Origin of the sequence: uncultured Chloroflexus sp. (genome assembly GCF_937129525.1) — a bacterium.
Taxonomy (GTDB): Bacteria; Chloroflexota; Chloroflexia; order Chloroflexales; family Chloroflexaceae; genus Chloroflexus.
Genome location: NZ_CAKZNK010000155.1, coordinates 1 through 21,235 on the forward strand (window position 1 = coordinate 1; position 21,235 = coordinate 21,235).

Annotated in this window: 23 protein-coding genes and 1 riboswitch; of the genes, 15 read left to right on the plus strand and 8 right to left on the minus strand. The window is 57.7% G+C overall.

What is annotated here, in order from left to right:
* The 6 genes from Q0650_RS18545 to Q0650_RS18570 form a co-directional block, all read left to right on the plus strand.
* On the plus strand, positions 1 to 630 hold a 630-nt coding region (locus Q0650_RS18545; protein WP_298821729.1), incomplete at its 5' end, for a glycosyltransferase family 2 protein.
* Positions 631 to 777: 147 nt separating this feature from the next.
* Positions 778 to 2,058 (plus strand): glycosyltransferase, encoded by a 1,281-nt coding sequence (locus Q0650_RS18550; protein WP_298821731.1) that lies wholly within the window; start codon positions 778 to 780, stop codon positions 2,056 to 2,058.
* On the plus strand, positions 2,055 to 3,218 hold the full coding sequence (locus Q0650_RS18555; protein WP_298821733.1) for a sugar MFS transporter: 1,164 nt from the start codon (positions 2,055 to 2,057) through the stop codon (positions 3,216 to 3,218). Before Q0650_RS18550 ends, Q0650_RS18555 begins: the two co-directional genes overlap by 4 nt.
* 39 nt (positions 3,219 to 3,257) lie before the next feature.
* Positions 3,258 to 4,019 (plus strand): LamB/YcsF family protein, encoded by a 762-nt coding sequence (locus Q0650_RS18560; RefSeq protein ID WP_298821735.1) that lies wholly within the window; start codon positions 3,258 to 3,260, stop codon positions 4,017 to 4,019.
* A complete protein-coding gene (pxpB, locus tag Q0650_RS18565; RefSeq protein WP_298821736.1) occupies positions 4,016 to 4,657 on the plus strand; it encodes a 5-oxoprolinase subunit PxpB in 642 nt (213 codons plus the stop codon). The genes Q0650_RS18560 and pxpB overlap by 4 nt, the downstream gene beginning before the upstream one ends.
* A 54-nt stretch (positions 4,658 to 4,711) precedes the next feature.
* The gene (locus Q0650_RS18570) at positions 4,712 to 5,713 is read left to right on the plus strand and encodes a biotin-dependent carboxyltransferase family protein (RefSeq protein WP_298821737.1); all 1,002 of its coding nucleotides are present in this window, start codon (positions 4,712 to 4,714) and stop codon (positions 5,711 to 5,713) included.
* 6 nt (positions 5,714 to 5,719) lie between these two features.
* Here the strand turns inward: Q0650_RS18570 and Q0650_RS18575 are convergent, their stop codons facing one another.
* Positions 5,720 to 6,127 carry a hypothetical protein gene (locus tag Q0650_RS18575; protein WP_298821740.1) on the minus strand — a complete coding sequence of 136 codons (408 nt, stop codon included), beginning with the start codon at positions 6,125 to 6,127 and terminating at the stop codon, positions 5,720 to 5,722.
* A 217-nt stretch (positions 6,128 to 6,344) separates the two neighbouring features.
* Positions 6,345 to 9,491 carry a BTAD domain-containing putative transcriptional regulator gene (locus Q0650_RS18580; RefSeq protein WP_298821742.1) on the minus strand — a complete coding sequence of 1,049 codons (3,147 nt, stop codon included), beginning with the start codon at positions 9,489 to 9,491 and terminating at the stop codon, positions 6,345 to 6,347.
* A 196-nt stretch (positions 9,492 to 9,687) separates the two neighbouring features.
* Here Q0650_RS18580 and Q0650_RS18585 point away from each other — a divergent pair, with 196 nt between their 5' ends.
* Entirely contained in the window at positions 9,688 to 9,939 is a 252-nt protein-coding gene (locus Q0650_RS18585; protein WP_298821744.1) for a hypothetical protein, read from the plus strand.
* 26 nt (positions 9,940 to 9,965) lie between these two features.
* Here the strand turns inward: Q0650_RS18585 and fabG are convergent, their stop codons facing one another.
* A complete protein-coding gene (gene fabG, locus Q0650_RS18590; protein WP_298821747.1) occupies positions 9,966 to 10,709 on the minus strand; it encodes a 3-oxoacyl-[acyl-carrier-protein] reductase in 744 nt (247 codons plus the stop codon).
* Between the two features lie 98 nt (positions 10,710 to 10,807).
* Positions 10,808 to 11,995 (minus strand): acetyl-CoA C-acyltransferase family protein, encoded by a 1,188-nt coding sequence (locus Q0650_RS18595; RefSeq protein WP_298821749.1) that lies wholly within the window; start codon positions 11,993 to 11,995, stop codon positions 10,808 to 10,810.
* Between the two features lie 222 nt (positions 11,996 to 12,217).
* Between Q0650_RS18595 and Q0650_RS18600 the strand changes: the two genes are divergently transcribed.
* The 5 genes from Q0650_RS18600 (at position 12,218) to Q0650_RS18620 (ending at position 16,800) form a co-directional block, all read left to right on the plus strand.
* Positions 12,218 to 12,766 carry a GNAT family N-acetyltransferase gene (locus tag Q0650_RS18600; protein WP_298821751.1) on the plus strand — a complete coding sequence of 183 codons (549 nt, stop codon included), beginning with the start codon at positions 12,218 to 12,220 and terminating at the stop codon, positions 12,764 to 12,766.
* Positions 12,767 to 12,916: 150 nt separating this feature from the next.
* A riboswitch (SAM riboswitch) is annotated at positions 12,917 to 13,022 on the plus strand.
* Between the two features lie 75 nt (positions 13,023 to 13,097).
* Positions 13,098 to 14,294, plus strand: coding sequence for a PLP-dependent aspartate aminotransferase family protein (locus Q0650_RS18605; protein ID WP_298821753.1), 1,197 nt, complete (start codon positions 13,098 to 13,100; stop codon positions 14,292 to 14,294).
* 2 nt (positions 14,295 to 14,296) lie between these two features.
* Positions 14,297 to 15,226, plus strand: a complete 930-nt coding sequence (locus tag Q0650_RS18610; RefSeq protein ID WP_298821755.1) for a methylenetetrahydrofolate reductase — start codon at positions 14,297 to 14,299, stop codon at positions 15,224 to 15,226.
* A 442-nt stretch (positions 15,227 to 15,668) separates the two neighbouring features.
* The gene (gene map, locus Q0650_RS18615; RefSeq protein WP_298821757.1) at positions 15,669 to 16,445 is read left to right on the plus strand and encodes a type I methionyl aminopeptidase; all 777 of its coding nucleotides are present in this window, start codon (positions 15,669 to 15,671) and stop codon (positions 16,443 to 16,445) included.
* 91 nt (positions 16,446 to 16,536) lie between these two features.
* Positions 16,537 to 16,800 (plus strand): hypothetical protein, encoded by a 264-nt coding sequence (locus Q0650_RS18620; protein ID WP_298821759.1) that lies wholly within the window; start codon positions 16,537 to 16,539, stop codon positions 16,798 to 16,800.
* Positions 16,801 to 16,872: 72 nt separating this feature from the next.
* Here Q0650_RS18620 and Q0650_RS18625 read toward each other — a convergent pair whose 3' ends face one another.
* The 3 genes from Q0650_RS18625 to Q0650_RS18635 form a co-directional block, all read right to left on the minus strand.
* Positions 16,873 to 17,316 (minus strand): hypothetical protein, encoded by a 444-nt coding sequence (locus tag Q0650_RS18625; protein ID WP_298821761.1) that lies wholly within the window; start codon positions 17,314 to 17,316, stop codon positions 16,873 to 16,875.
* Entirely contained in the window at positions 17,313 to 18,662 is a 1,350-nt protein-coding gene (locus tag Q0650_RS18630) for an RNA-guided endonuclease TnpB family protein (RefSeq protein ID WP_298821762.1), read from the minus strand. The genes Q0650_RS18625 and Q0650_RS18630 overlap by 4 nt, the downstream gene beginning before the upstream one ends.
* 103 nt (positions 18,663 to 18,765) lie before the next feature.
* Positions 18,766 to 18,996: a recombinase family protein gene (locus Q0650_RS18635; RefSeq protein WP_298821764.1), complete on the minus strand. Its 231-nt coding sequence runs from the start codon at positions 18,994 to 18,996 to the stop codon at positions 18,766 to 18,768.
* 526 nt (positions 18,997 to 19,522) lie between these two features.
* On the opposite strand from Q0650_RS18635, the gene Q0650_RS18640 reads away from it, so the two are divergent.
* The gene (locus Q0650_RS18640; protein ID WP_298821766.1) at positions 19,523 to 19,819 is read left to right on the plus strand and encodes a YggT family protein; all 297 of its coding nucleotides are present in this window, start codon (positions 19,523 to 19,525) and stop codon (positions 19,817 to 19,819) included.
* Entirely contained in the window at positions 19,816 to 20,205 is a 390-nt protein-coding gene (locus Q0650_RS18645; protein ID WP_298821768.1) for a hypothetical protein, read from the plus strand. The genes Q0650_RS18640 and Q0650_RS18645 overlap by 4 nt, the downstream gene beginning before the upstream one ends.
* A 57-nt stretch (positions 20,206 to 20,262) precedes the next feature.
* Here the strand turns inward: Q0650_RS18645 and Q0650_RS18650 are convergent, their stop codons facing one another.
* A complete protein-coding gene (locus tag Q0650_RS18650; RefSeq protein ID WP_298821770.1) occupies positions 20,263 to 20,673 on the minus strand; it encodes an META domain-containing protein in 411 nt (136 codons plus the stop codon).
* 170 nt (positions 20,674 to 20,843) lie between these two features.
* On the opposite strand from Q0650_RS18650, the gene csx15 reads away from it, so the two are divergent.
* Positions 20,844 to 21,230: a CRISPR-associated protein Csx15 gene (gene csx15 / locus Q0650_RS18655; RefSeq protein WP_298821771.1), complete on the plus strand. Its 387-nt coding sequence runs from the start codon at positions 20,844 to 20,846 to the stop codon at positions 21,228 to 21,230.
* The last annotated feature ends 5 nt before the right edge of the window (positions 21,231 to 21,235 follow it).

The following is a 21,235-nucleotide window of genomic DNA, read 5'->3' on the forward strand; positions in this document are numbered from 1 at the left end:
ATCCTTGCTCAAGTCGAGACAGTTAACCTCGATAAAGAAATTATCATCGTTGATGATCATTCAACTGATGAAACGCCGGTCATTTTGGCCGATTTGCTCCGCTCGCGCCCATACCTCACTGTCATACGACATCCCCAAAACCGCGGGAAAGGCGCCGCAGTGCGGAGCGGCTTGGCCCACGCTCGCGGCGAGATTACCATCATTCAAGACGCCGATCTGGAGTACGATCCGCAAGACTATTACGAACTGGTCAAGCCGATTGCCAGCGGGCGGGTCGATGTCGTCTTCGGCAGCCGCTTCCTCGGTCGCCATACCGGGATGTACTTCTGGAATGCGCTCGGCAATAAGTTCCTCACGTTTTTGACCAATTTTCTCTTCAACTGCTGGATCTCCGATATGGAGACCTGCTACAAAGTAGTGCGCACCGATGTTTTGCGCAGCCTTCAGCTCGAGAGCAACGATTTCCGCATTGAGCCAGAGATCGCGGCAAAAGTGTTGCGACGTGGCTACCGCATCTATGAAGTGCCGGTGAGTTACCTGGGGCGAACATATGAAGAGGGCAAAAAGATGAAGCCTATCCAGGGCATCTATGCCATCTTTGCCCTCCTGAAGTATCGGTTCTGGATGTAATCCGATTGAACAATACTTGTGCAATCAGATAATTTGTGATACAACACTCAGGGAAGACGGGTAAAATACCCGTTACCATTCCGCGGAGGGGCGGGCAGCGCGGGATTTTTCCCGGCGCGCTCGCTCTTCATTCGTGATGAGGAACGCATGCGGATTGCAATGCTGAGTGTTCATAGTAGCCCGCTGGCCCGGCTCGGAAGTAAAGAGGCTGGCGGCATGAATGTCTACGTGCGCGAATTAGCCCGCGAGTTGGGGCAGCGTGGGATTCTCATTGACATTTTCACCCGTAGCCAGGATCGGACGACACCGACCGTGATACCTCTCGGGCGCGGTGTTCGCCTGGTCAGTCTGCACGCTGGTCCTGCCGCACCCTATGACAAGAATTTGCTCTTGACCTACCTGCCCGAATTTGTCAGCCGGGTGCGCTGTTTTGCCGATGGGGAAGATTTGAGTTACGATCTCATCCACAGCCACTACTGGCTCTCGGGTGAAGCAGCGTTGCGGCTGCGCCGGGTGTGGCGGGCGCCGATTGTGCAGATGTTTCATACGTTGGGCGCAATGAAGAATAGCGTGGCTCGCTCTGAAGAAGAAGTGGAAACCAGGCGACGAATTGTCATCGAGCGACGGTTGATGCGCGAGGTAGATGCGGTAGTGGCCGCTACTCCGCTCGACCGGGCACAGATGGTCTGGCACTATGGCGCTGATGCTAGCCGGATCAGGGTCATTCCGTGTGGGGTAGACTTACGTCGGTTTCAGCCGGGCGATCGGGCAGCGGCGCGCGCCGAATTGGGGCTGTCTGATGATACCATTCTGCTGGTTTGTGTTGGCCGCATCGAGCCACTCAAAGGCATGGATGCCTTGATTCGGGCAGCCGCGCGCCTCTTGAACCAATACCCTCACTGGCGCGATCGGTTGCAGGTGATGCTGATCGGCGGCGATGATGAACGACAATCGGCGCGCTGGAATAACGAACAACGTCGCCTCGATGCGCTGCGCCGCGAGCTGGGTATCGCAGCGCAGGTACGCTTCGTCGGCGCGCAGCCACAAGAGCGCTTGCCGCTGTACTATGTGGCCGCCGATGTTGTAGCCGCGCCATCGCATTACGAATCGTTTGGTCTGGCAGCGCTCGAAGCGCTGGCCTGTGGCGCCGCAGTGGTGGCGTCGAATGTCGGTGGATTGGCACTGACGATAGAGGATCGACGCAATGGTTTGCTGGTGCCACCTGACGATGATGCAACGCTGGCCGCGCAGATTGAGCGAATCCTGACCGATGCAGCGCTGGCCGCGCGGCTGCGATCGGCGGCAGTAGAGCGCGCGGCTGAATATGGCTGGCCGGCAATTGCCCGCCGTGTTGCCATCCTCTACGATGAATTGGTGGCAACAAATGCAGCAGTCTGGTCGGCACAGCGATTGGTGCGAGTATCGTGAGTAGAACACGAGCACTATTCATTGTTGGCGCACTCTATCTGGGCGTCGGCTGGATATTGTCAGCTATTGGACCAAGCCTGCCTGGGCTGGCAGCGCAGGTCGGCCACGAAGTAACCGACCTGGGCGCTATCTTTACCGCGTTTTCGCTCGGTGGAGTGCTGGCATCGATCGGCGTGGGAACTGCTATTGAGCGCTGGGGTATGCGAACCGTGATCGCGACCGGCGCAGGGCTGATGGGTAGCGGCATGCTGCTGACCGGATTTAGCCCTTTTTTGACTGGTATGCTGGCCGGAACCTTATTGGCCGGCTTTGGCTATGGCGGTATGCTGGCCGGTGGTAATCTCTTGATTGCGCGACTGTATCACGGCGCTGCCGGGGCAATCAATGCGCTTAACCTCTTTTTCAGCGTAGGGTCAATCGGCGGCCCGTTGCTGGTAGCGGCGATGATCGCCCTCATCAACCGCCCCCAAGCTGCCATCTGGTTCGGCGCAATGCTCATGCTGGCCCTGGTCTGGCCAACCATTCGCTTGCGCGAACCAATTCAGGCTCCAGTGGCGCAGATGGCAGGCGCGCCGCGCTGGCTGGCAGCAGTGATGTTTGGCTTGCTGATGTTTACCTACATCGGCACTGAGATCGGTATCGGCGGCTGGATCACATTAATCCTGGAGCGAGGCGCCGGCCTTGCTGCTCCGGTAGCTGCTCTCAGCACCAGTCTCTTTTGGGGAATGTTAACCATTGGTCGGCTGGCGGCAACTGTCTGGGGCGATCGGATTGGGCCGCTGCGCACGCTGTTACTGTGTATCAGCGGACTTGGATCGGGTGGTATCCTCTTGACGCTGGGATCACACCAGACAGAACTCGCCCTGGCAGCAGTGGCGCTGATGGGCCTGGCCTGTGGACCAATCTTCCCCACCACTATGTTGATGATCACCCACGCAGCCGGGCGCAGCGGCGCTGCGCTCAGCCTGGCCCTGACGATTGGCACCGGCGGCGGCCTGTTTCTGCCAGCACTGTTTGGGTTGTTGATCGGCTGGTTTGGCCCGGCAACTGGCTCGCTACTGGTCGTTGTTGACGCAAGTTTGATGCTGGTGATGCTCATCATAGCGCGCCGTGGTATGATGCGTTCGCCAGCATTCGCAGAATCCTCGGCAAGACCATAACATCGCTCCTATTGATACGAAAACGCAGGCAACAAACCGATGATCACGATCGATCTCAACTGTGATTGCGGCGAGAGCTACGGCGCGTTTCAGATCGGTGATGACGATGGCATCCTGCCCTTTGTTAGCTCGGCCAACGTGGCTTGTGGCGGTCACGCTGGCGATCCCCAGGTGATGCGCCGCACAGTGCGGCGCTGTCGTGAATTAGGGGTAGCAGTAGGCGCTCACCCCGGGTATCCCGATCTGCACGGATTTGGGCGACGGGTATTGCCGATGTCACCCTCTGAAATCGAAGATTGGGTACTGGGCCAGATCGGCGCACTCGCCGCCATCGCTCGCGCCGAAGGGGTTGAATTGCGCCATGTGAAACCGCATGGCGCGCTCTACAATGTGGCTGCGCGCGATACTGCCATTGCAACGGCGATTGCTCGCGCCGTTGCCGCATTTAGTCGCAACCTGGCTCTGGTTGGTCTGGCCGGCTCAGCACTGATCGCAGCCGGTATTGAAGCAGGGCTGCCGGTACTGGCCGAAGCCTTTGCCGATCGAGCCTATGAAGCCGATGGTCGGCTGCGAGATCGTCGCCATCCCGATGCGTTGATCGTTGAGCCAACAGCCTGCCTGACCCAAACGCTGAGTATCGTCCGGGATAGAGTGGTGATCGCTCAGGACGGCACTCCGGTGCCGTTGCAGGCCGATACTATCTGCCTGCACAGCGACACACCGGGAGCCGCAGCGCGCGCCGCCATTCTGCGACAAGGATTAACGGCAGCAGGCATTAGCGTGCGAGCGCCTGAACGATGAGCGGATGGATCGATCTAATGGGAGAAGCGGCCCTGCTGGTGCGCTGGCCGGCCACGATCGCCGCAGCCGGCGCACCGTTGGCAGCAATGGCTGTGTTGCAACGTGATCCATTGCCGGGTGTGATCGATCTGGTGCCGGCAATCGACTCGCTCCTGGTCTGTTTTGATCCGCTGACCACTGATTATGAGCGGCTCAGCGCCCGGCTAACCGAGCTGGCAAGACAACCGCCATTAGCTGCTTTGCCGGCAGGACGCGAGTTTGTCATCCCGGTGCGCTACGGTGGCGAAGATGGCCCCGATCTGGTAGAGGTGGCCGAACGAACAGGGCTTACCCCTGCCGAAGTGATCTCGCTCCACACTGCAACTGAGCAGCGGGTCATTATGATCGGTTTTGCCCCCGGCTACCCCTACCTGGGCTGGCTACCACCGCTGTTACATCTCCCCCGCCGCGCAACCCCACGAGTAGCGGTACCGGCTGGCTCGGTAGCTATTGCTGCCGGTATGACCGGGATCTATCCAACCACGCTACCCGGAGGCTGGCACCTGATTGGACGCACCACAGTGCAGTTGTTTGATCCAGCCGCCGATCCTCCAGCGCTGCTCCAGCCGGGAGATCGGGTGCGATTTGTCGCCTTGTAGAGCCAACCAGACATCGATGCACAGCAGCTATGACACTGGAATGGCGGGACACAAATGGGTTCACTACCAGAGACGGCTGTTATCGAAGTTATTGCCGGCGGTCCGCTGCTCACAATCCAAGACGGCGGACGGCTGACAGCGCGGCGCTACGGCGTACCGGTTGGGGGGGCGATGGATCGGTTTGCGCTGGCAGCGGCTAACCGATTGGTTGGCAACTCGTTAAACGCGCCGGCACTGGAGTTAACCGCTGGCGGTATTCAGCTCCGTTTTGGCGCGCGGATGACCATTGCGCTTACCGGCGCTGATGTACAGGCTCACCTCGATGGCACTCCTCTGGCGCCCTGGCAGAGTGTGCTTGTGCCGGCTGGCAGCACACTAAGCCTGCACGGACGACGCGGAATGTGGGGCGGACGGAACTATTTAGCGGTGGCAGGCGAACTGGCTGCTGAGTGGGCAATCGGGAGCGCCAGCACCTGTCTGGCCGGCGGTTTTGGCGGATATGAAGGGCGCGCCTTACGGAGCGGTGATCGAATTCCCGTCCGCCCACGCCTGGGCACGGTAGTGGAAGGAGTGCGCTGGTGGCCCGCGGATCGCCGTCCTTCGTACCGCGCGCAGCCGTGCCTGCGGGTACTGCCAGGACCACAACGCTCGGTACTACCTGAAGCATGGGAAAAACTACTGAGCGCAACCTTCCAGATCGATCAAGCTGCGAGTCGCCAGGGCTATCGATTGAGTGGCGCTCTCCTGCCAGCGCGCGACCTCTCGCTCCCATCATTTGGCGTCGTACCAGGAGCAATTCAGCTTCCTCCTGACGGACAGCCGATCTTGCTGATGGCCGATGCCCAAACGACCGGTGGCTATCCGGTCATTGCCGTCGTGATTGGGGCCGATCTGCCACTGGCCGCACAACTGTTACCCGGCGATCAACTCAGCTTCACCGAAACAGACCTGACAACCGCACAGGCGGCATTGGCCCAGCAGTCAGCATGGCTGACTACCGGGCCAGAAGACGACGAAGCTGACTGGTTACTATCGCAAGCCGGAGCCATTGGCTAACGACTGCTACACCATGCGCGCAAACATCGCAATCAGTACATTACTTAGCACTAATACCAGGATGATTCCCAACGCCACCGGCCCAGCCCAACGCTGAAGGCGAGCCAACGGATTGCGCACTCCGAAGAAGATATGACCAACAATAGCCGTCACCAGGCCTAAAAGGGGATGCAAAATAAAAGGGAAACTGAGGAAATAGGTGATACCGGCAAAGATCCCGGCCAACCAATAGATCAAACCTAGCGTCGCCTGAATATCGATCAGCACAGGGAAGACCCGCGTAACCAGATTTCGCGGCGCATTGGGTCGGTAGGTAAAAGCCAGATACACGGCTGCAACGACGATCAAAACCGACAACACCTCGCGACCAAAGATGGCATGAATTTGCCGAATAGTGGCAAAGATGGGATCCATAAAAGACAGCTCCGTGATGCAATTGCGTGAATGCGACGGCATTCAGGTCGGTCTGCAAGCAGGCAACATCCTGGGCAAAGTAGAACGATGTCGGAAACGTTGCCAGCTAGCGCGCGCGATCACCGATTCAACTCACGCTACGAACACATGATCGCTACCAGCCCAACCAGGCAAACTTCGCCCGGCAGTAGTATCGTACAAATCTTCACAATGGATGTCAAATCGCTTCATTCTGTCGAACGCGATGATAGAGAGCTTCAGTTTCGGGGAGCGGCTCGATCCCAAGTTCTTCACGCAGCGCCTGCACACAACGAGTATAAGCCCGCATTGCCTGTGAACGGCTACCGGCGCGAGCGTGAGCGCGCATCAAGAGCTGGTAAGCCTCTTCGTAGCAGCGATCGCGGCGCAAAACCTGCTCGGCAATCTGGATAGCCTCGTTATGGCGACCATCAGCGCTGAGCTGTTCCGCATACGAAATCGCAGTAGCAAGATAACGGGCCAGTAAGCGCTCACGCTCTTCGATCGTCCACGGATCGTAAAGTGACTCGGCGAGGTAATCACCACGGTAGAGTTGAAGGGCAGCCTGGGCACTACGCCGGGCAAAATCGGGGTCACCGGCAGTTTGGGCGCCACTTGCGCGCAGCTCGAACTCATCGACATCGATCCAGGCGCCAAACGAAGGGGCAAAGCTGTAGGCCAATCCCTGCCGACGAATAAAGAAGGGGGGCACGCGCGGCGGACGGTGCGGTTCGAGGGCCGCATTCAAGGTATTGAGGGTTACCTTAAACTGACGTTCGGCAGCCTCGAGATCGGCATCAGGCCAGAGCCAGGCACAAATCTGTTCCCGCTGCACCCAATTGCCGCGCATGGTCAGCAACAACTGGAAAAGCTGACGGGCCTTTTCGCGTTGCCACTCGCGGGCCTGAATCTCCTGATTACCGCGCCAGACGCGAAATGCGCCCAACATCTGCACCCGCAAGGTAAAACCGGGATGATAATCATCAACCGTATCATCCGCCGCGATGGAAGGAAAACCCTGCCGCAGGAGACGGATAGCCGTATCCCGATGAGCCGGCATCGTTCGCGCGCGCAACAAAAGCGGCACCAGCGCGGCAATATCGCGCGGACCAAACAGACTGGGACCAATCAAAACCTGCTCGTAGCCATGCTCAACTGCTTCCCGCATCACCTGATCGATCAGCGGGTCAACATTAGCGGTGCGTCCAGTGCGTAAAGCTGCCAACGCCCGCCACAGATGCACGAGGAATAGGCCGAAGGTATCGCGACCGGCTTGAAAGCGCTGTTCAGCCTGTTCGAGCCATTCGTGACCACGTGGATCGTCAGCGACGAGCGTTACACTCCCCAGGGCCAGCAACATCAAGGCAGCCACCCACTCATCACCGGCTGAGGCAGCCAGCAACAACCCTTCACGCGCATCGGCTTCAGCGCGAGCCAGATCACCGGCATGACCGTGGAGCAACGTCAAACCCAAATAGCCTTCGGCGCGCGTGCGCGGCACCGTCACCTGCTGCAACAGGCGCAGGCCACGGCTGTAATGTTGACGAGTCGTCTGATCATCCCCACGAGTAATAAGCTGATAGGCATGGCCGAGGCGCAATTCGGCGAGCGCCTCAGTCACCAGATTGCCGCTTTGTTGCGCTTCAAGCAGCATACGATGCGCAAAAGCCAGCGCTTGCGTACCCCCTCCGAGCATGGCGTTAATCAGCGCCAACAGTAACAATGGCTCGCGATGACCGGTAGCGCGAGTCAGCGGTTGTTCCGACCAGAGGCGTTCTTCGAGCATCTGACGAGCTTCACGCAAGCGACCGGAACGCAACAACAACCGTGGTCGCAGCGTTTCAGCATGGGTTATGTAGAGATGGTCGAGACCATGAGCGACAGCCAGCTTTCGCGCTGTCTGTTCGAGGCGCAAACCGATGTCAGCCCGGCCACGATTAGCCCAATTCTCAGCCTGCATCAACAACAACTCAATTCGTTCGGCAACGCAATGGCGCGGGAGCAGCTTTAGCGCCCGCCGCAACAGATCGGTCGCGGGTGCCGGTTGCACGGTATCGAGATAGATTGCAGCCTGACCCCGGAGACAGCGTGATTGACCGAGGCAATCATTTTGAGCCGCAAACGCCCGTTCGGCGCGTCGATACGCCGCTAATGCCGCTTCCAATCGATTGAGCTGATGGAGCGCAGCCGCCTGGATCTCAACCAGTTCGGGCTGCTCATCAGCCGGTAACACCAGGCGTCGCATCCAATCGAGCACCGCTTCGGCGCGCCGTTCGGCGAGTAGAGACCGGGCCAGCGGGAGAAACGTCGTGAAGGCGGCTGGATCGCCGGCGGCAATTTGATGGTACAGCGCGCTCTCGTGATCACCGCGACGCTGGAAGTAGGCTGCCGCCTGGCGGTGAAGCTGCGGCCATTCCGGATCGGCTGCTGCCCGCCGGGCTAACCAGGCAGCAATAATCGGTTGAAAACGCAGACCATGCTCACCAAATGGTTCGACAAAGAGGCGCCGACGGCGCAACTCTGCCATTAACGCTGACGGATCGAGCATCGGATCGAGCGCAGCGCAGAGATCAGGCTCAAGCCAGCGCAACCCAGCGCTGCGTTGCAAGCACCATCGCAGCGCTGCCGGCAGCGCTGCAAACACCTCTCGATCCAGATACTCATCAAGGGCCGGCGGAACATGTTCGCGCAATCCCAGAGCACTGCGCCAATCGGCAGCATCGAGTGCGATCCGCAGCGACAGCGCCCAGCCTGCGCTGAAAGCAAGTAATTCGTCGAAATCGTTTGGCAAAGTGCGTCCGGCCAGTTGCCAGAGGCTAACTGCTTCATCGGACGTAAATGCCAGCTCGCTCGCGTCGATCAGCACAGCCTCACCGCGCAGCCGCGCCGTGGCGAAAATTGGCGTATCAGGTTCACGTCGGCCTGACAACACGATATGCAAGCGCGGCGGTTGCGCGACGATGAGACGTTCGATCAGTGCGCGCAAATCGGTCTGCTCATCGATCAGATGAGCATCATCAATAATCAACAGCGTTTCATCATCGAGATCACTGGTGAGAGCATTGATCAAGCCATCAATCGTCGTCGGAGGACGATCAAACCGAAGTGGTGCTACTCGACTGAACGCTGCCGTCAGATGACGCAAGAGACGGGGAGGATCATCAGCAACATCAGCGCGACACCAGGCAGTCGGCCACCCCCCATGCACAGCCAGGGTCGCCAGCGCAACCGTCTTGCCACTGCCAGGTGGGGCGACCACGATGGTTAGGGGCACGTCGAGGGCCACCGCCAACCGTTGCTCGACCCGCACCCGACGCGCGCGATACAGGGGGGCAGGCGGAGGCATAAGACGGGGCCGTAACAGTGATTCGTTGTACTCGCCTGTAACCGCTTGTGATACCATGGAGATGGCAGAGATCACTTGATAGGGCAAGGGTTGTTATTGCCCTCGTTATTGCTGTCGCCTATTGTACACAGGGCCAGATACAATGTCGAACCACGAAGAACACGATCGCCAGCCATCATTTTCGCAGGGAACACAGGTGCCAGATCTAACCGACCCCATGTTTCAGTCATTGCGCGCATGGAACGAATTGCTTGCCGCCAGCACCGATATGGCTTTCGACATCGTGCTCAAAAACTGGGACTACAGTCGTAGCCTGCGTCATTCCACTGAGCAAGCGGTTGCCGACGCTATTCGCACACAACAACGTCTCAGTCAAGAGATGATGCAGGCGTGGCAAGGATATGTCGGCGATATTCAATCCATTATCAAGCGGATGCGTAAGCCATAACTGGCACGCTCATCGCAATGGACTGATCACATATAGACGCCGCCGTTCACATTAATCTGCTGGCCGGTGATGTAGTCACCATCGGCAGCCAGAAAGACGACTGCTTTCGCGATCTCCTCAGGCAACCCGAATCGTCCCATCGGGATACGGGCCTTAATCTGCTCTTGAATCTGCTCTGGCACTTTGGCGAGCATATCGGTCACTGTAAAGCCGGGGGCCAGCGCATTCACCGTAATATTGTGTTTAGCCAGCTCGAGTGCTGCCGTCTTGGTAAAAGCGATAATCCCACCCTTTGAGGCAGCATAATTGGCCTGACCAAAATTGCCCGCCTGTCCCACAAACGAGCTGATATTGATGATTCGCCCGTACCTTTGCTCGATCATATGCGGCATGACGGCTGTCGTACAGTAATAGACGCTATTGAGATTGTTCTGGATGACGGTGCTCCAATCCTCATCGGTAAGCTTGCGCAAGGTGCGATCGCGGGTAATACCGGCATTGTTGACAAGAATGTCGACTCGCCCCCAGCGATCGAGCACTTTCTGCACCATCGCGCGCGCTTCGTCAGACTGGCTGACATTAGCCTGTACCAGCATCGCTTCACCGCCTTTGGCGGTAATCGCATCAACCACCTCTTGCGCAGCAGCTATACTGCTGTTGTAGTTCACCGCCACTTTCGCCCCTTCAGCAGCCAGTGCCAGCGCAATTGCCCGCCCAATACCACGGGATGCGCCGGTGACGATGGCAACCCGGCCATCTAACTTACCCATATCTGCCTCCACCACCAACAGTACAAATGATATTTTCTCCCTTGAGCCGGCGATTACAGTTAAGATCGCCGGCTCATAACCCCACAATAGTAACACACCTACATGCGCTCAAAAATAGCAGCAATACCTTGCCCACCGCCAATACACATCGTTACCAGCGCATAGCGACCACCGATGCGGCGCAATTCATGGATCGCCTTCACCGTAAGAATGCAGCCGGTAGCGCCGATCGGGTGACCCAGCGAAATCCCACTACCATTAGGATTCACACGATCCATCGGCAAGTTTAGATCGCGGATCACAGCCAGGGCCTGAGCGGCAAAGGCTTCGTTTACTTCGAACAGATCGATGTCTTCGATCCGCAAACCGGTGCGATCGAGCAACCGACGCACTGCCGGCACTGGACCGATACCCATATACTTCGGCTCCACGGCCACATTACTGTAACCTACCAGACGGGCCAGCGGCTTATAGCCACGCCGTTCCGCCGTCGCCCGATCCATCAACACAACCGCAGCAGCGGCGTCATTAATGCTCGAAGCATTTCCGGCGGTCACCGAGCCATCTTTCAGGAACACGGGACGCAGCTTGGCCAGCTTCTCGATCGTGGTATCGCGGCGTACCCCCTCATCAACGGTGAATTGGGCCGTCCCTCCCTTCACCTTAATCTCAACCGGCACAATCTGATCGGCGAAACGCCCCTCATCGATTGCGCGCGCAGCCCGCATATGGCTCTCGTATGCCAGTTGATCCTGATCTTCGCGACTGACACCCCATTTGGCCGCTACATTCTCGGCAGTTACCCCCATGTGACAATCATCGAACGGATCGGTCAATGCGCCAACCATCATATCAACGACTTTCGTATCGTTCATACGAGCGCCAAAGCGCATTGCCGGCAGACTATAAGGGCCACGGCTCATACATTCAGCGCCGCCGGCCACAGCCGCATCAATATCACCTTGCAGAATATACTGGGCCGCCGAAACAATCGCCTGTAACCCGCTACCACACAGCCGGTTGAGCGTCAACGCTGGCGTTTCCACCGGCAAACCGCCACGCACTGCGGCGTAGCGCGCCATATACATGTCATGCGGCTCGGTATTGATGACATGCCCAAAAACGACATGGCCAATCTCTTCAGGCTGCACACCGGCCCTTGCCACCGCTTCGCGCGTGACAAGCGCTGCCAGCTCGGTTGGTGGTGTATCTTTGAGACTGCCGCCAAATGTGCCAATTGCCGTCCGCACGCCGCTCAGCACCACGACCTCGCGCTTTTCGCTCATAACGACCTCCTTGCGACGGATCGTCGGGCGACTCCGCCGGTTGTTTGCTGATCCAAGGAACGTGTACAATTATACCAGCTTCCATTACATTACGAAAAGCGAGTTTCTTATTTCAACAAGTTTCCCTTCAACGTAACCCATGTGTAACTACATGTGGTATATTTCACATACTTTATTAGGCGCTTGACCTGATCACTCGTCAACACACAGCAGGAGGCTGGCATGGCCCTACGCAGCGAAGCGATGAGCAATGTCGAATTAAGAGATGGCCGACAGGTCACAATCCGTCCACTCACCGAGAATGACCGGTCAGCGCTGGCCGATTTCGGTTTGAGTCTGCCAAAAGATGATCTGCTCTACCTCGAAGAAGATTTTACCAACCCCGATATTATTGCCCGTCTGGCGAATGCATCGCGCGCAGAAAACTGGCGCCAAATTGTCGCGATTGCCGCTGACGGATCAATCGTGGCTTACACCTCGGCCCGCCGGGTGCCAGGCTGGTCAAACCACGTCGCCGAGCTACGTCTGATCGTCAAACCAGGATGGCGACGCAGTGGATTGGGAATGCAGATGGCGCAGGCAATTGTGGAAGCAGCGCGCGATCTTGGCGCTCAAAAAGTGACGGTCGCAATGCTTGCGGCCCTTAAAGCCGGCCAGGCTATCTTTTCGCGACTTGGTTTTGCTGTCGAAGGGCAGTTGGCGCGCCATGCGATCGATCGCAACGGCGAATTGCATGATGTGGTTATTATGTCGGCCTTCCTGCGTGTGTGACAGCGATTCGGTAGATGACGTGAATCAGGGGCACAATTTGTGTGCCCCACCAGAATGTTGCCACTGCTGTTAGTTGTGATCCATCCATACCGATACTGATTGACAAGCATAGTAGCACCTGCTATACTCAGCCTCAATTGCAGAACGCTGCACTCATCCAGAGCGGTGGAGGGACCGGCCCGATGAAACCGCGCCAACCCGGCGGATACAGCCTGACGGGTGGCAACTCCGGCAGCAAGAAGCTGGCAGATGAGAGGAGAGCGGCGTCTTCTCGCCAACCGGCAGGAGCGCGTCACCTTGATCTCTCGTCGCCCCGATGAGAGGTTTTTTTATGACCATCACCCACAACCCAGGCCCAGGCACTGCCGCTGTCCACGCTGGCGAATCACGCCAGCGCGCATTTGACGCTATTACCACACCGATCGTGCAGAGCGCAACCTACACCTTTCGTGATAGCGCCGAATTGATCGCATTTCAAGTGGGAGAGGTTGAACGCGAAGAGTATGGTCGGTACGGGAATCCAACTGTGCGCGCGGTTGAAGCGCGCCTGGCTGCGCTCGAGTCTCCTGATGCGCCTGCCGCTGCTTTACTGTGCGCTTCCGGAATGAACGCGCTGACTACCGTGATGCTGGCGATGCTGCCCGGCGGTAGCCACGTGATCCTGACCGATGATGGTTATCGGCGCACACGCCAGTTTGTCAGCACGATGCTGTCGCGCCTCGGCGTAACGCACAGTGTAGTCGAAGCGGCGAATCCGGCTGCAATTGCGGCTGCAATCGAGCCAGGTCGCACGCGCCTGATCATTACCGAAGCGCCAACCAACCCCTACCTGCGCGTGATCGATCTGGCAGCGGTGGCGCGAATCGCGCGCGAACACCGGATTAAGACGGTGATCGATGCCACGTTTGCCACTCCTTACAATATGCGCCCGCTGGCATACGGGATCGATCTGGTTGTCCATAGCTGTAGCAAGTATCTGGCCGGCCATAACGATCTGCTGGCTGGAGTGATTATCGGTCGTCCGCCAATCATCAGTGCGCTCCGCGAGACGCAAGGCGTGCTGGGAGGGATTTGCGACCCGCATGCCGCCTACCTGCTGGGTCGTGGCCTCAAGACCCTGGCTTTGCGGATGGAACGCCATAACCAGAATGGGCAGGCAGTCGCCGAATTTCTGGCCCGCCATCCGCGGGTAGTCCGGGTGCATTATCCAGGATTGCCAGAACACCCCGATCACGCTATCGCCCGCGCCCAGATGCGCGGCTTTGGTGGAGTTGTCTCGTTTGAGGTGCAGGGCGATTTGCGTAGCGCAATGACGGTGGTTGACCGCTTGCGCCTGCCTTATATCGCCCCAAGCTTTGGCGGTGTGGAAAGCCTGGTTGAACAACCGGCTCTCATGAGTTACTATGAACTGAGTAGTGAAGAACGCCTGGCAGTTGGCATTCGCGATAACTTGATCCGGCTCTCGTGCGGGATCGAAGATGCCAGTGACCTGATCGCCGATCTGCAACAGGCGCTTGCCGAAGAATAGCTATGCACTCTACGTTACAACGCCGGTTGGCCGCCGGTCAGACGGTTGTGACCGGTGAAATTGCGCCGCCGAAGGGAGCGGCCCGCGCCCACCTTGAAACACTGGCTACAAATCTGCGCAATTATGTTGACGCTGTTAACCTGACCGATAACCAGCGTGGCATTGCCCGGATGTCGTCACTGGGTGGTAGCGTGATTGTCCAACAGCTCGGCATCGAGCCAATTATGCAAATGACGTGCCAGCATCGTAACCGGATCGCGCTCCAGGCTGATGCCCTCAGCGCGTCGGCGCTGGGTGTGCGCAATTTGCTGGCAATGACCGGTGATCATCCGCGGATCGGCGACCATCCCGAGGCCAAGAATGTCCTCGATCTCAATTCGTTCCAACTGATCCGTATGTTGCGTACCTTGCGCGATCAGGCATCTTTTCAATCTGGCACCCCCTTGAAGGAAGCGCCGCGCTTTTTCATCGGCAGTGTCGCCAATCCGAATGTTGAGCGAGCAGCGCGCCTGGAAAAAAAGATTGAAGCCGGCGCTGAGTTTGTTCAGACGCAATTGATTTTCGATGTAAACCGGTTTCGCCAATGGATGGCCGACGCGCGCGCTGCCGGTCTGCATCAACAGGCCTACATTCTGGTCGGCGTGATGATCCTCCGCCGTCCCAATTCGGCAATCTATCTGCGCGATCATCTCCCCGGTACGCTGATGCCCGATGCCGTCATCGAACGGATGCAGCGCGCAGCCGATAGCGAAGCTGAAGGAATTGCGCTGGCTGCCGAACTGGTGACCGAGCTGCTCAGCATTGAGGGTGTCGCCGGTGTACATCTGATGTCGGTTGATTGGACGAGGGCCATTCCGCGAGTTGTGGAACGAGCCGGCTTGCTGCCACGTCCACCAGCCCCGGCAAGCGATGAAGACAACTACCAGAGGTAAAAGACCATTGGCTCCACTTGATCAACCAATGGTTCCTTGCTGTCCGCGACACGCAGACAGCGACCGATAGCAGCGGAGCCGCGCGCCAGATGTATCCTGATCCATCCTGGATGGTCGCAATCACCAGGCGCAACACCGGTTCCCGTTCAGACGTATGATCTGACACGTGCAAAGTGGCATGACCGTCACTGACCTTCGCCCCGCCCAGACCGGCTAGCGCCGTATGATCTGACACGCGCAAAGTAGTATGACCGTCACTACTCTTCGCCACCGATGACTGCGATGATCTTTATGGTCAAAGTCGGACTGGCAACCGGCAACAGCGCGCGCTGATGTTGCGCCTCTCTGATCCTGACGAAAAATCTGCGCGCGCGTTGCTATCCATAACTCACTTTTATGCTATAACACAGGTAGTATCTTTTAGAATAAAGAGAGAATCTCGATGGCTATCATCCTTAAATCTCCGGCACAAATCGAACTGCTGCGCGCCGCCGGGCAACTGGTGCGGCAGACGTTCAACGTGCTGCGCGATCATGTTCGGCCTGGCGTGACCACGGCTGAACTCGATGCAATTGCAGAGGAATTTATCCGGGCCCACGGAGCTGAACCGATCTACAAAGGCTACGTCCCCGCCGGTCGGCGCAACTACATCCCACCCTTCCCCGGCACAATCTGCGCTTCAATCAACGATGTGATCTGTCACGGTATTCCGAGCAAGCGCGATCGATTACGGCAAGGTGATATTGTCGGGATCGATATCGGCCTGCGCCTCAACGGTTGGGTCGGCGATGCCTGCGAGACCTTCCCGGTCGGCGAGGTCGATGATGAGACGTATCGTCTGCTTGAGGTAACCCGCCGATGTCTGGAGCTTGGCATTGAGCAGGCCCAGGTGGGCAATCCGCTGCGCGCGATCGGGGCGGCGATCCAGCGCTATGCGGAAGCGAATGGTTTTTCGGTGGTGCGTGAGTATACCGGTCACGGGTTGGGCCGTAATTTGCACGAAGAGCCAACTATTTTGCACTACGACGACCCGGCTCAGACGCGCAAGATCGTGGCCGGCATGGTGTTTACCATCGAGCCGATGATTAACGCCGGCAAAGCGACAACAAAGGTTGATCGCGATGGATGGACGGTGCGCACCGCCGATGGCAAGCGATCAGCGCAGTTTGAGCATACCCTGGCGATCACTGAAGAAGGGCCGATTATTTTGACCGCCTGATCTGGCATACCGAAGCTGGCTTCGGCGGCGAGCGCATGCCTGAACGTAAGCCAGCTACTGATTGTTGGGCTTCAGATGAGGGAGACGCCGCATGACGCTTGAAGAAGAACTGATAGCAGCGCTGGTAGCCAACGATCTGGCGCGAGCAAAAGCGCTCGCGACCGAGCTGCACGCGCGCGGTCTTGACCGCGCTGCCATCGAGCAGGCTCTGGCAGCGCAACCGCACCTCGAAGAGCAGCTTTGGGCAATCTTAAACGAGATTATCCCCATCTCACGACGGGCGCTGAAGCGGCGGGCAATCCGCGCTGCCGAAGAACGCGATTGGAGCGATTGGCAAGAGGGGCGCAGATGGTAGTTGCAGGGGGGATGAAGCAATAATGAGCGCTACCAGCTCGTTCCGGCTTGCGTTGTTGGCGTTACGCCGGTTTCAATATACCCGGTAAAGCACAATCGTTTGCGGACCGCTGCTATCACGGAGCATAATCTCAACCTGATCAGGCCGCACAAGGCCGCGCGAAAGCGGGTCGTAACCGGGAACACCTTCAATATAATAGTAGTAGATTTGACCTTCGTAGCGGAAACCACGCACATTGCTGGAGCGAATAGTTACGCCCGGCTTCACTTCAATCAGCGGATCAAGAATAGCACCGCTGAGGCGACCTTGAATCTCGCGGGTCAGCAACGTTAGATCGGGTTTGGCAGCCAGTGGCGTGCGAGGTTGGGCAGAGCTGAGTAACCACCCTGCCACGCTCAGAAGTAAGCACAATTCGACGCCTAACATGATCGTAAAGAGTCCAAACCGTCGGGATTGACATAACCCTTTGAAAGTGACACGCTGCGCTGCGCTTATCGACGCCACCGGCTTGATCATGCTTTTCTGCTATGAAAATCGCGCGCAAAAGTGCGCACCTTTTCTTCCTGCCCCGATTCCGTAATAGAATTGTACCTGACAGGCGTCACTTGCCCGACTGCGACAAAGACCCCCTCTGTCGCAGCGCCGCCATCGCTGGACGGACTCGCCTCGGGTAGGGTCGTTGCGGTTACCAGCCGTTCAAGGTTGCGCGCCGCATTGATGTCGCGATCATGATGCGTGCCACAGTGTGGGCACGTCCAGGCGCGGTCGCTCAACGTCAGCGCGTCGTTGTTCCAACCACAGACCGAACACAGGCGCGAGCTGGGGTACCAGCGATCAGCAATGACAACGTGGGTACCGTAGCGCTTGGCCTTGTATGCGATCTGGCGGCGGAATTCGTACAAACCCACATCGGCAATGGCGCGAGCCAGCCTGCGGTTGCCCATCATACCCCGCACATTAAGGTTTTCCAGCACCACCGCTTGGTTTTCGCGGCAAATGTTGGTTGTGAGCTTATGTAAGAAATCCGCTCGGAGATTGGCTACACGGGCGTGTGTCCTGGCCACTATCGCAGCAGACTTCTGCCGGTTGTTCGAGACCGGTAGCCTGGCGCCTTTGGGGATGGGCTGGTTGGGCTTCCATCCCACCTGCACGTTTGCAGATGTGAGCTTTCGACTCAAACGCCGAGTGCGAATCTGGATGCGCCGCAGCGCCCGTTTGAACGGCTTGGGCGCCTCAATTACCTCGCCAGTGGAAAGGGTTGCAATGGCCTTGACGCCAAGGTCTATACCAATGACACCATCGCCACTGCGCTTGCGGTAAAAGTCACAGTCTTTGACTTCGACTTGGATTGCTACATACCAGCGATCGGCGGTTCGGGAAACGGTTGCGCCCAACACTTTGCCCTCAAAGCGCAACGTTTCGGCCATCTTGATCCACCCCACCTTGGGCAGCCGAATAGCCTTGCCCTCGACGCGGAACTTGTCGTTGGCGACGTAGAAACTATCACGGCAGCGGCCCTTTTTCTTGAACTTGGGCGCATGCGCCGGTTTGCCGGCCTTGATATCTTTGAAGAACGTATCCCATGCCTGGGCCAGATGCGCAAATGGCTGCGCGTGCGCATCTCGGTGAATGGTTTTGAGCCATGGCTTGCCATCAGCATCCAGCCATGCAGGATCACGGTACTTGATGGCGTTGAATTGCCTTTTGAGCGCCATCGCGTTGGGCCTCATCCCCGCCGCGTGCTGCCGGTTCCACTCGGACAGCGCCCAGTTCCAGACGCGGCGCGCAGTGCCACAAGCGCGCTTGAAGTACTTCGCCTGCTCAGGCGTGGGGCAAAGAGCAATTCTGTGCGTCAGGTGCATGGTGCGTCACCGCCGGTTGCGTCCTGCCTTAAGGCTTCATTGAGTCTTGTGCAGTCGTTCCTCAACCCATCCAGTCGAGACGAGAAGCAGCATGCGATCGCCATTAGGTCTTGCACCAGTTCTTGCTTAAGCAAGAAAAGCGGGTCAGCCGATCCCGCTGCGCCAGAATGAGCGTTTTGACCTCTGCTCGGCCAATCGCATCAATGAGTTCCAGAAGACGCTGACGCCTGACGTCCAGGCCGCCGCCCACTTCTTCGATAAACTCGACGTTTGCGCGACCCTTAGCCACCACGAATTCTTCCAGCACCCGGCGCTGATTGGCCAGATTGGGCATTTACGCAGCGCTTGAGACCCGGTAATACGCCACGATTCGCGTGGGTTCTGGTTTGTTGCGGCGCAGCCGCAGGAACTCGCGCCATTGCGATTCGGTGTAGAGCCACCGATTGCTGTCGGTGCGCGCACACGGGAACGGACGACTTTCGCGCTTCCAGCGCTACAGAGTCTTGACCGTCACACCCAGAAGTTTCGCGGTCTTGCCTGCGCTCATTATCGCGCGTTCCATAGGCACTATTATGCACTAAAAAGCACTTTTGTCAAGACTAGACTCAAGCTCTCCGCGCCAGAGTCTGTCATGGTGTTGCTGGCTAGCGAAACGTTCATGTTCACTACGAGTAGATAGCAGTGTAACAAAATTGCATTACCATTGCCATAGGTCTATGGTCACATCTCAATGAGAAATTTCCACGAATCTGAGACAAGGTTCATTGGCTCGCTTTTGCCGGTGATACACCTTTGATTACAACGTGTGCGTTTACAATAGAGAAGACGACTCATTCCGCCAATGAGTTCCAGGAACAACTATGCAGATTAACATGACTGGTATGCTACGTGAAGGTATCGCACTGTTGGGCGGCGCGCTGTGTGGCTTGCTGGTGGCGCGTCTGGTATTGAAGGTACTGGCTGCGCGCCCTGATAGTCCGGCAGTGATGTGGCTCTACAGCTTAACCGAGCCACTGGTTATGCCTCTGGCAATGATTGACCGCGATCAGCCGCGTTTTGGAGCAGTGCTGGAACTGAGCACGCTGGCGACGCTGATCGTGCTGCTCAGCCTGACTGCACTGGCCTGGGCATGGCTGGGAAGGAAGAATCTTGCATGACTGAACAGCTTGTTACTATCCTTGGCTGGTTCCTCGCTCTGATGGTGATCAGCCTGACTCTGGCTACTATCGTGCTCTGGTGGATCTGGCGCCGTATTCGTAGCCTAAATGTGCCGTCCGATGCCGGTTTCTTCACCACAATGCATTACATTCCAATCGCCCTACCGATTGCGCTCGACCTGCTCGATTTAGGATTGGACATCCTGGCAGCGCCGGTGAGCTGGCTCATCCTCGACCGCCTTGGGTTGCGTGGCTTGCGCAATAAAGCTGCGGTAGAAGCGCTGATCCCGTTGACCCAACCCATTCCGGTTTTTACCATCGGCTGGCTGATTGCCCGGTTAACAGGTCTGGGAAAAGATGTGCCGGAGGGAACGCCAGCGCCATGACACGTTTCCCGGAGTGCGACTGCGCAGCCAGATTGAGCGATAGCGCGATGCAGCTTGTCATACCGCTTGAAAGCGCAAGACGACTGCCCCTTGATCATCCACCAGTGAAAGGACGCCGGCGTTCACCTCATAGTGAGTAGCGGCTTGCAACGCTTGATGGAATGCTATCTCTTGCGCGCCAATCGGATCAGAGCAGGCAATAAATGTGGTGATTAGGTCGCTGATCGCAATGGTTGCCCCATCGAGGCGATAGCTACCACCATAGGTATTACAACCAGAAAAGCCGCTCAAGCGATCAGACGTTGTGAAGATTATCGTTATCGACTGCTGGCCGGTCAGGGGTGGCTGGCCGTTGATTTCGATAAGCTGCCACCGATTCCGCATCAGATCGGCGACCGGATCGGGGCTGCCACAGGCCGCGATCAGGATCAGCACCCAAAAGAGGATTGCAAGACGGTATAGCATCATCTCTTACTCCGGATAAGGCAGCACGAGCTGACAGATGCGCCACTGCCCTGACATCAGGATTTGATATCAAGACGGCGCGCGCCACATGGCATTTCCCCGCTGATTGCCAGCGCCATGGCGCACACTCTGTATTACAATAAACAAAGAGAATATCTGATAAAGGTTTGCGTATGATCATTCTCAATTATGCCCACCCCATCACCGCTGCCCAACAAGAGCAGATCGTGGCATTAACCGGGCAGACGATTGAACGACTGATCGATATTCCCAGCCAGATTGATCAGCAGCAGCCCCTTGGCCCACAAATCGTGGCCCTCGCTGACGCTGCCGGTCTGTCGCCACAGCAGTGGCAAAGTGAGGCGATTCTGGTCAATCTGCCGGCGCTTAACTTCAGCGCGGCGGCCTTGCTCGCCGAATTGCATGGACGGATGGGCTATTTTCCCCCGGTTTTGCGCCTGCGCCCGATTGCCGGCTCGCTACCGCCGCGATTTGAAATTGCCGAAATTCTGAATCTACAAGTATTGCGCGACGAGGCGCGCACTCGCCGCGCTCAGTAGAGAAC

What these genes read in the sequence shown, in the direction of transcription:
- pxpB (WP_298821736.1), top strand. Translation starts at nt 4,016, where the DNA reads ATGAGCGGATGGATCGATCTAATGGGAGAAGCGGCCCTGCTGGTGCGC.
- fabG (WP_298821747.1), bottom strand. Translation starts at nt 10,709, where the DNA reads ATGGGTAAGTTAGATGGCCGGGTTGCCATCGTCACCGGCGCATCCCGT.
- Q0650_RS18650 (WP_298821770.1), bottom strand. Translation starts at nt 20,673, where the DNA reads ATGATGCTATACCGTCTTGCAATCCTCTTTTGGGTGCTGATCCTGATC.
- Q0650_RS18610 (WP_298821755.1), top strand. Translation starts at nt 14,297, where the DNA reads ATGCACTCTACGTTACAACGCCGGTTGGCCGCCGGTCAGACGGTTGTG.
- Q0650_RS18605 (WP_298821753.1), top strand. Translation starts at nt 13,098, where the DNA reads ATGACCATCACCCACAACCCAGGCCCAGGCACTGCCGCTGTCCACGCT.
- Q0650_RS18600 (WP_298821751.1), top strand. Translation starts at nt 12,218, where the DNA reads ATGGCCCTACGCAGCGAAGCGATGAGCAATGTCGAATTAAGAGATGGC.
- Q0650_RS18580 (WP_298821742.1), bottom strand. Translation starts at nt 9,491, where the DNA reads ATGCCTCCGCCTGCCCCCCTGTATCGCGCGCGTCGGGTGCGGGTCGAG.
- Q0650_RS18625 (WP_298821761.1), bottom strand. Translation starts at nt 17,316, where the DNA reads ATGATCAAGCCGGTGGCGTCGATAAGCGCAGCGCAGCGTGTCACTTTC.
- Q0650_RS18550 (WP_298821731.1), top strand. Translation starts at nt 778, where the DNA reads ATGCGGATTGCAATGCTGAGTGTTCATAGTAGCCCGCTGGCCCGGCTC.
- Q0650_RS18645 (WP_298821768.1), top strand. Translation starts at nt 19,816, where the DNA reads ATGACTGAACAGCTTGTTACTATCCTTGGCTGGTTCCTCGCTCTGATG.
- Q0650_RS18640 (WP_298821766.1), top strand. Translation starts at nt 19,523, where the DNA reads ATGCAGATTAACATGACTGGTATGCTACGTGAAGGTATCGCACTGTTG.
- map (WP_298821757.1), top strand. Translation starts at nt 15,669, where the DNA reads ATGGCTATCATCCTTAAATCTCCGGCACAAATCGAACTGCTGCGCGCC.
- Q0650_RS18620 (WP_298821759.1), top strand. Translation starts at nt 16,537, where the DNA reads ATGACGCTTGAAGAAGAACTGATAGCAGCGCTGGTAGCCAACGATCTG.
- Q0650_RS18575 (WP_298821740.1), bottom strand. Translation starts at nt 6,127, where the DNA reads ATGGATCCCATCTTTGCCACTATTCGGCAAATTCATGCCATCTTTGGT.
- Q0650_RS18570 (WP_298821737.1), top strand. Translation starts at nt 4,712, where the DNA reads ATGGGTTCACTACCAGAGACGGCTGTTATCGAAGTTATTGCCGGCGGT.
- Q0650_RS18630 (WP_298821762.1), bottom strand. Translation starts at nt 18,662, where the DNA reads ATGCACCTGACGCACAGAATTGCTCTTTGCCCCACGCCTGAGCAGGCG.
- Q0650_RS18635 (WP_298821764.1), bottom strand. Translation starts at nt 18,996, where the DNA reads ATGCCCAATCTGGCCAATCAGCGCCGGGTGCTGGAAGAATTCGTGGTG.
- Q0650_RS18595 (WP_298821749.1), bottom strand. Translation starts at nt 11,995, where the DNA reads ATGAGCGAAAAGCGCGAGGTCGTGGTGCTGAGCGGCGTGCGGACGGCA.
- Q0650_RS18560 (WP_298821735.1), top strand. Translation starts at nt 3,258, where the DNA reads ATGATCACGATCGATCTCAACTGTGATTGCGGCGAGAGCTACGGCGCG.
- csx15 (WP_298821771.1), top strand. Translation starts at nt 20,844, where the DNA reads ATGATCATTCTCAATTATGCCCACCCCATCACCGCTGCCCAACAAGAG.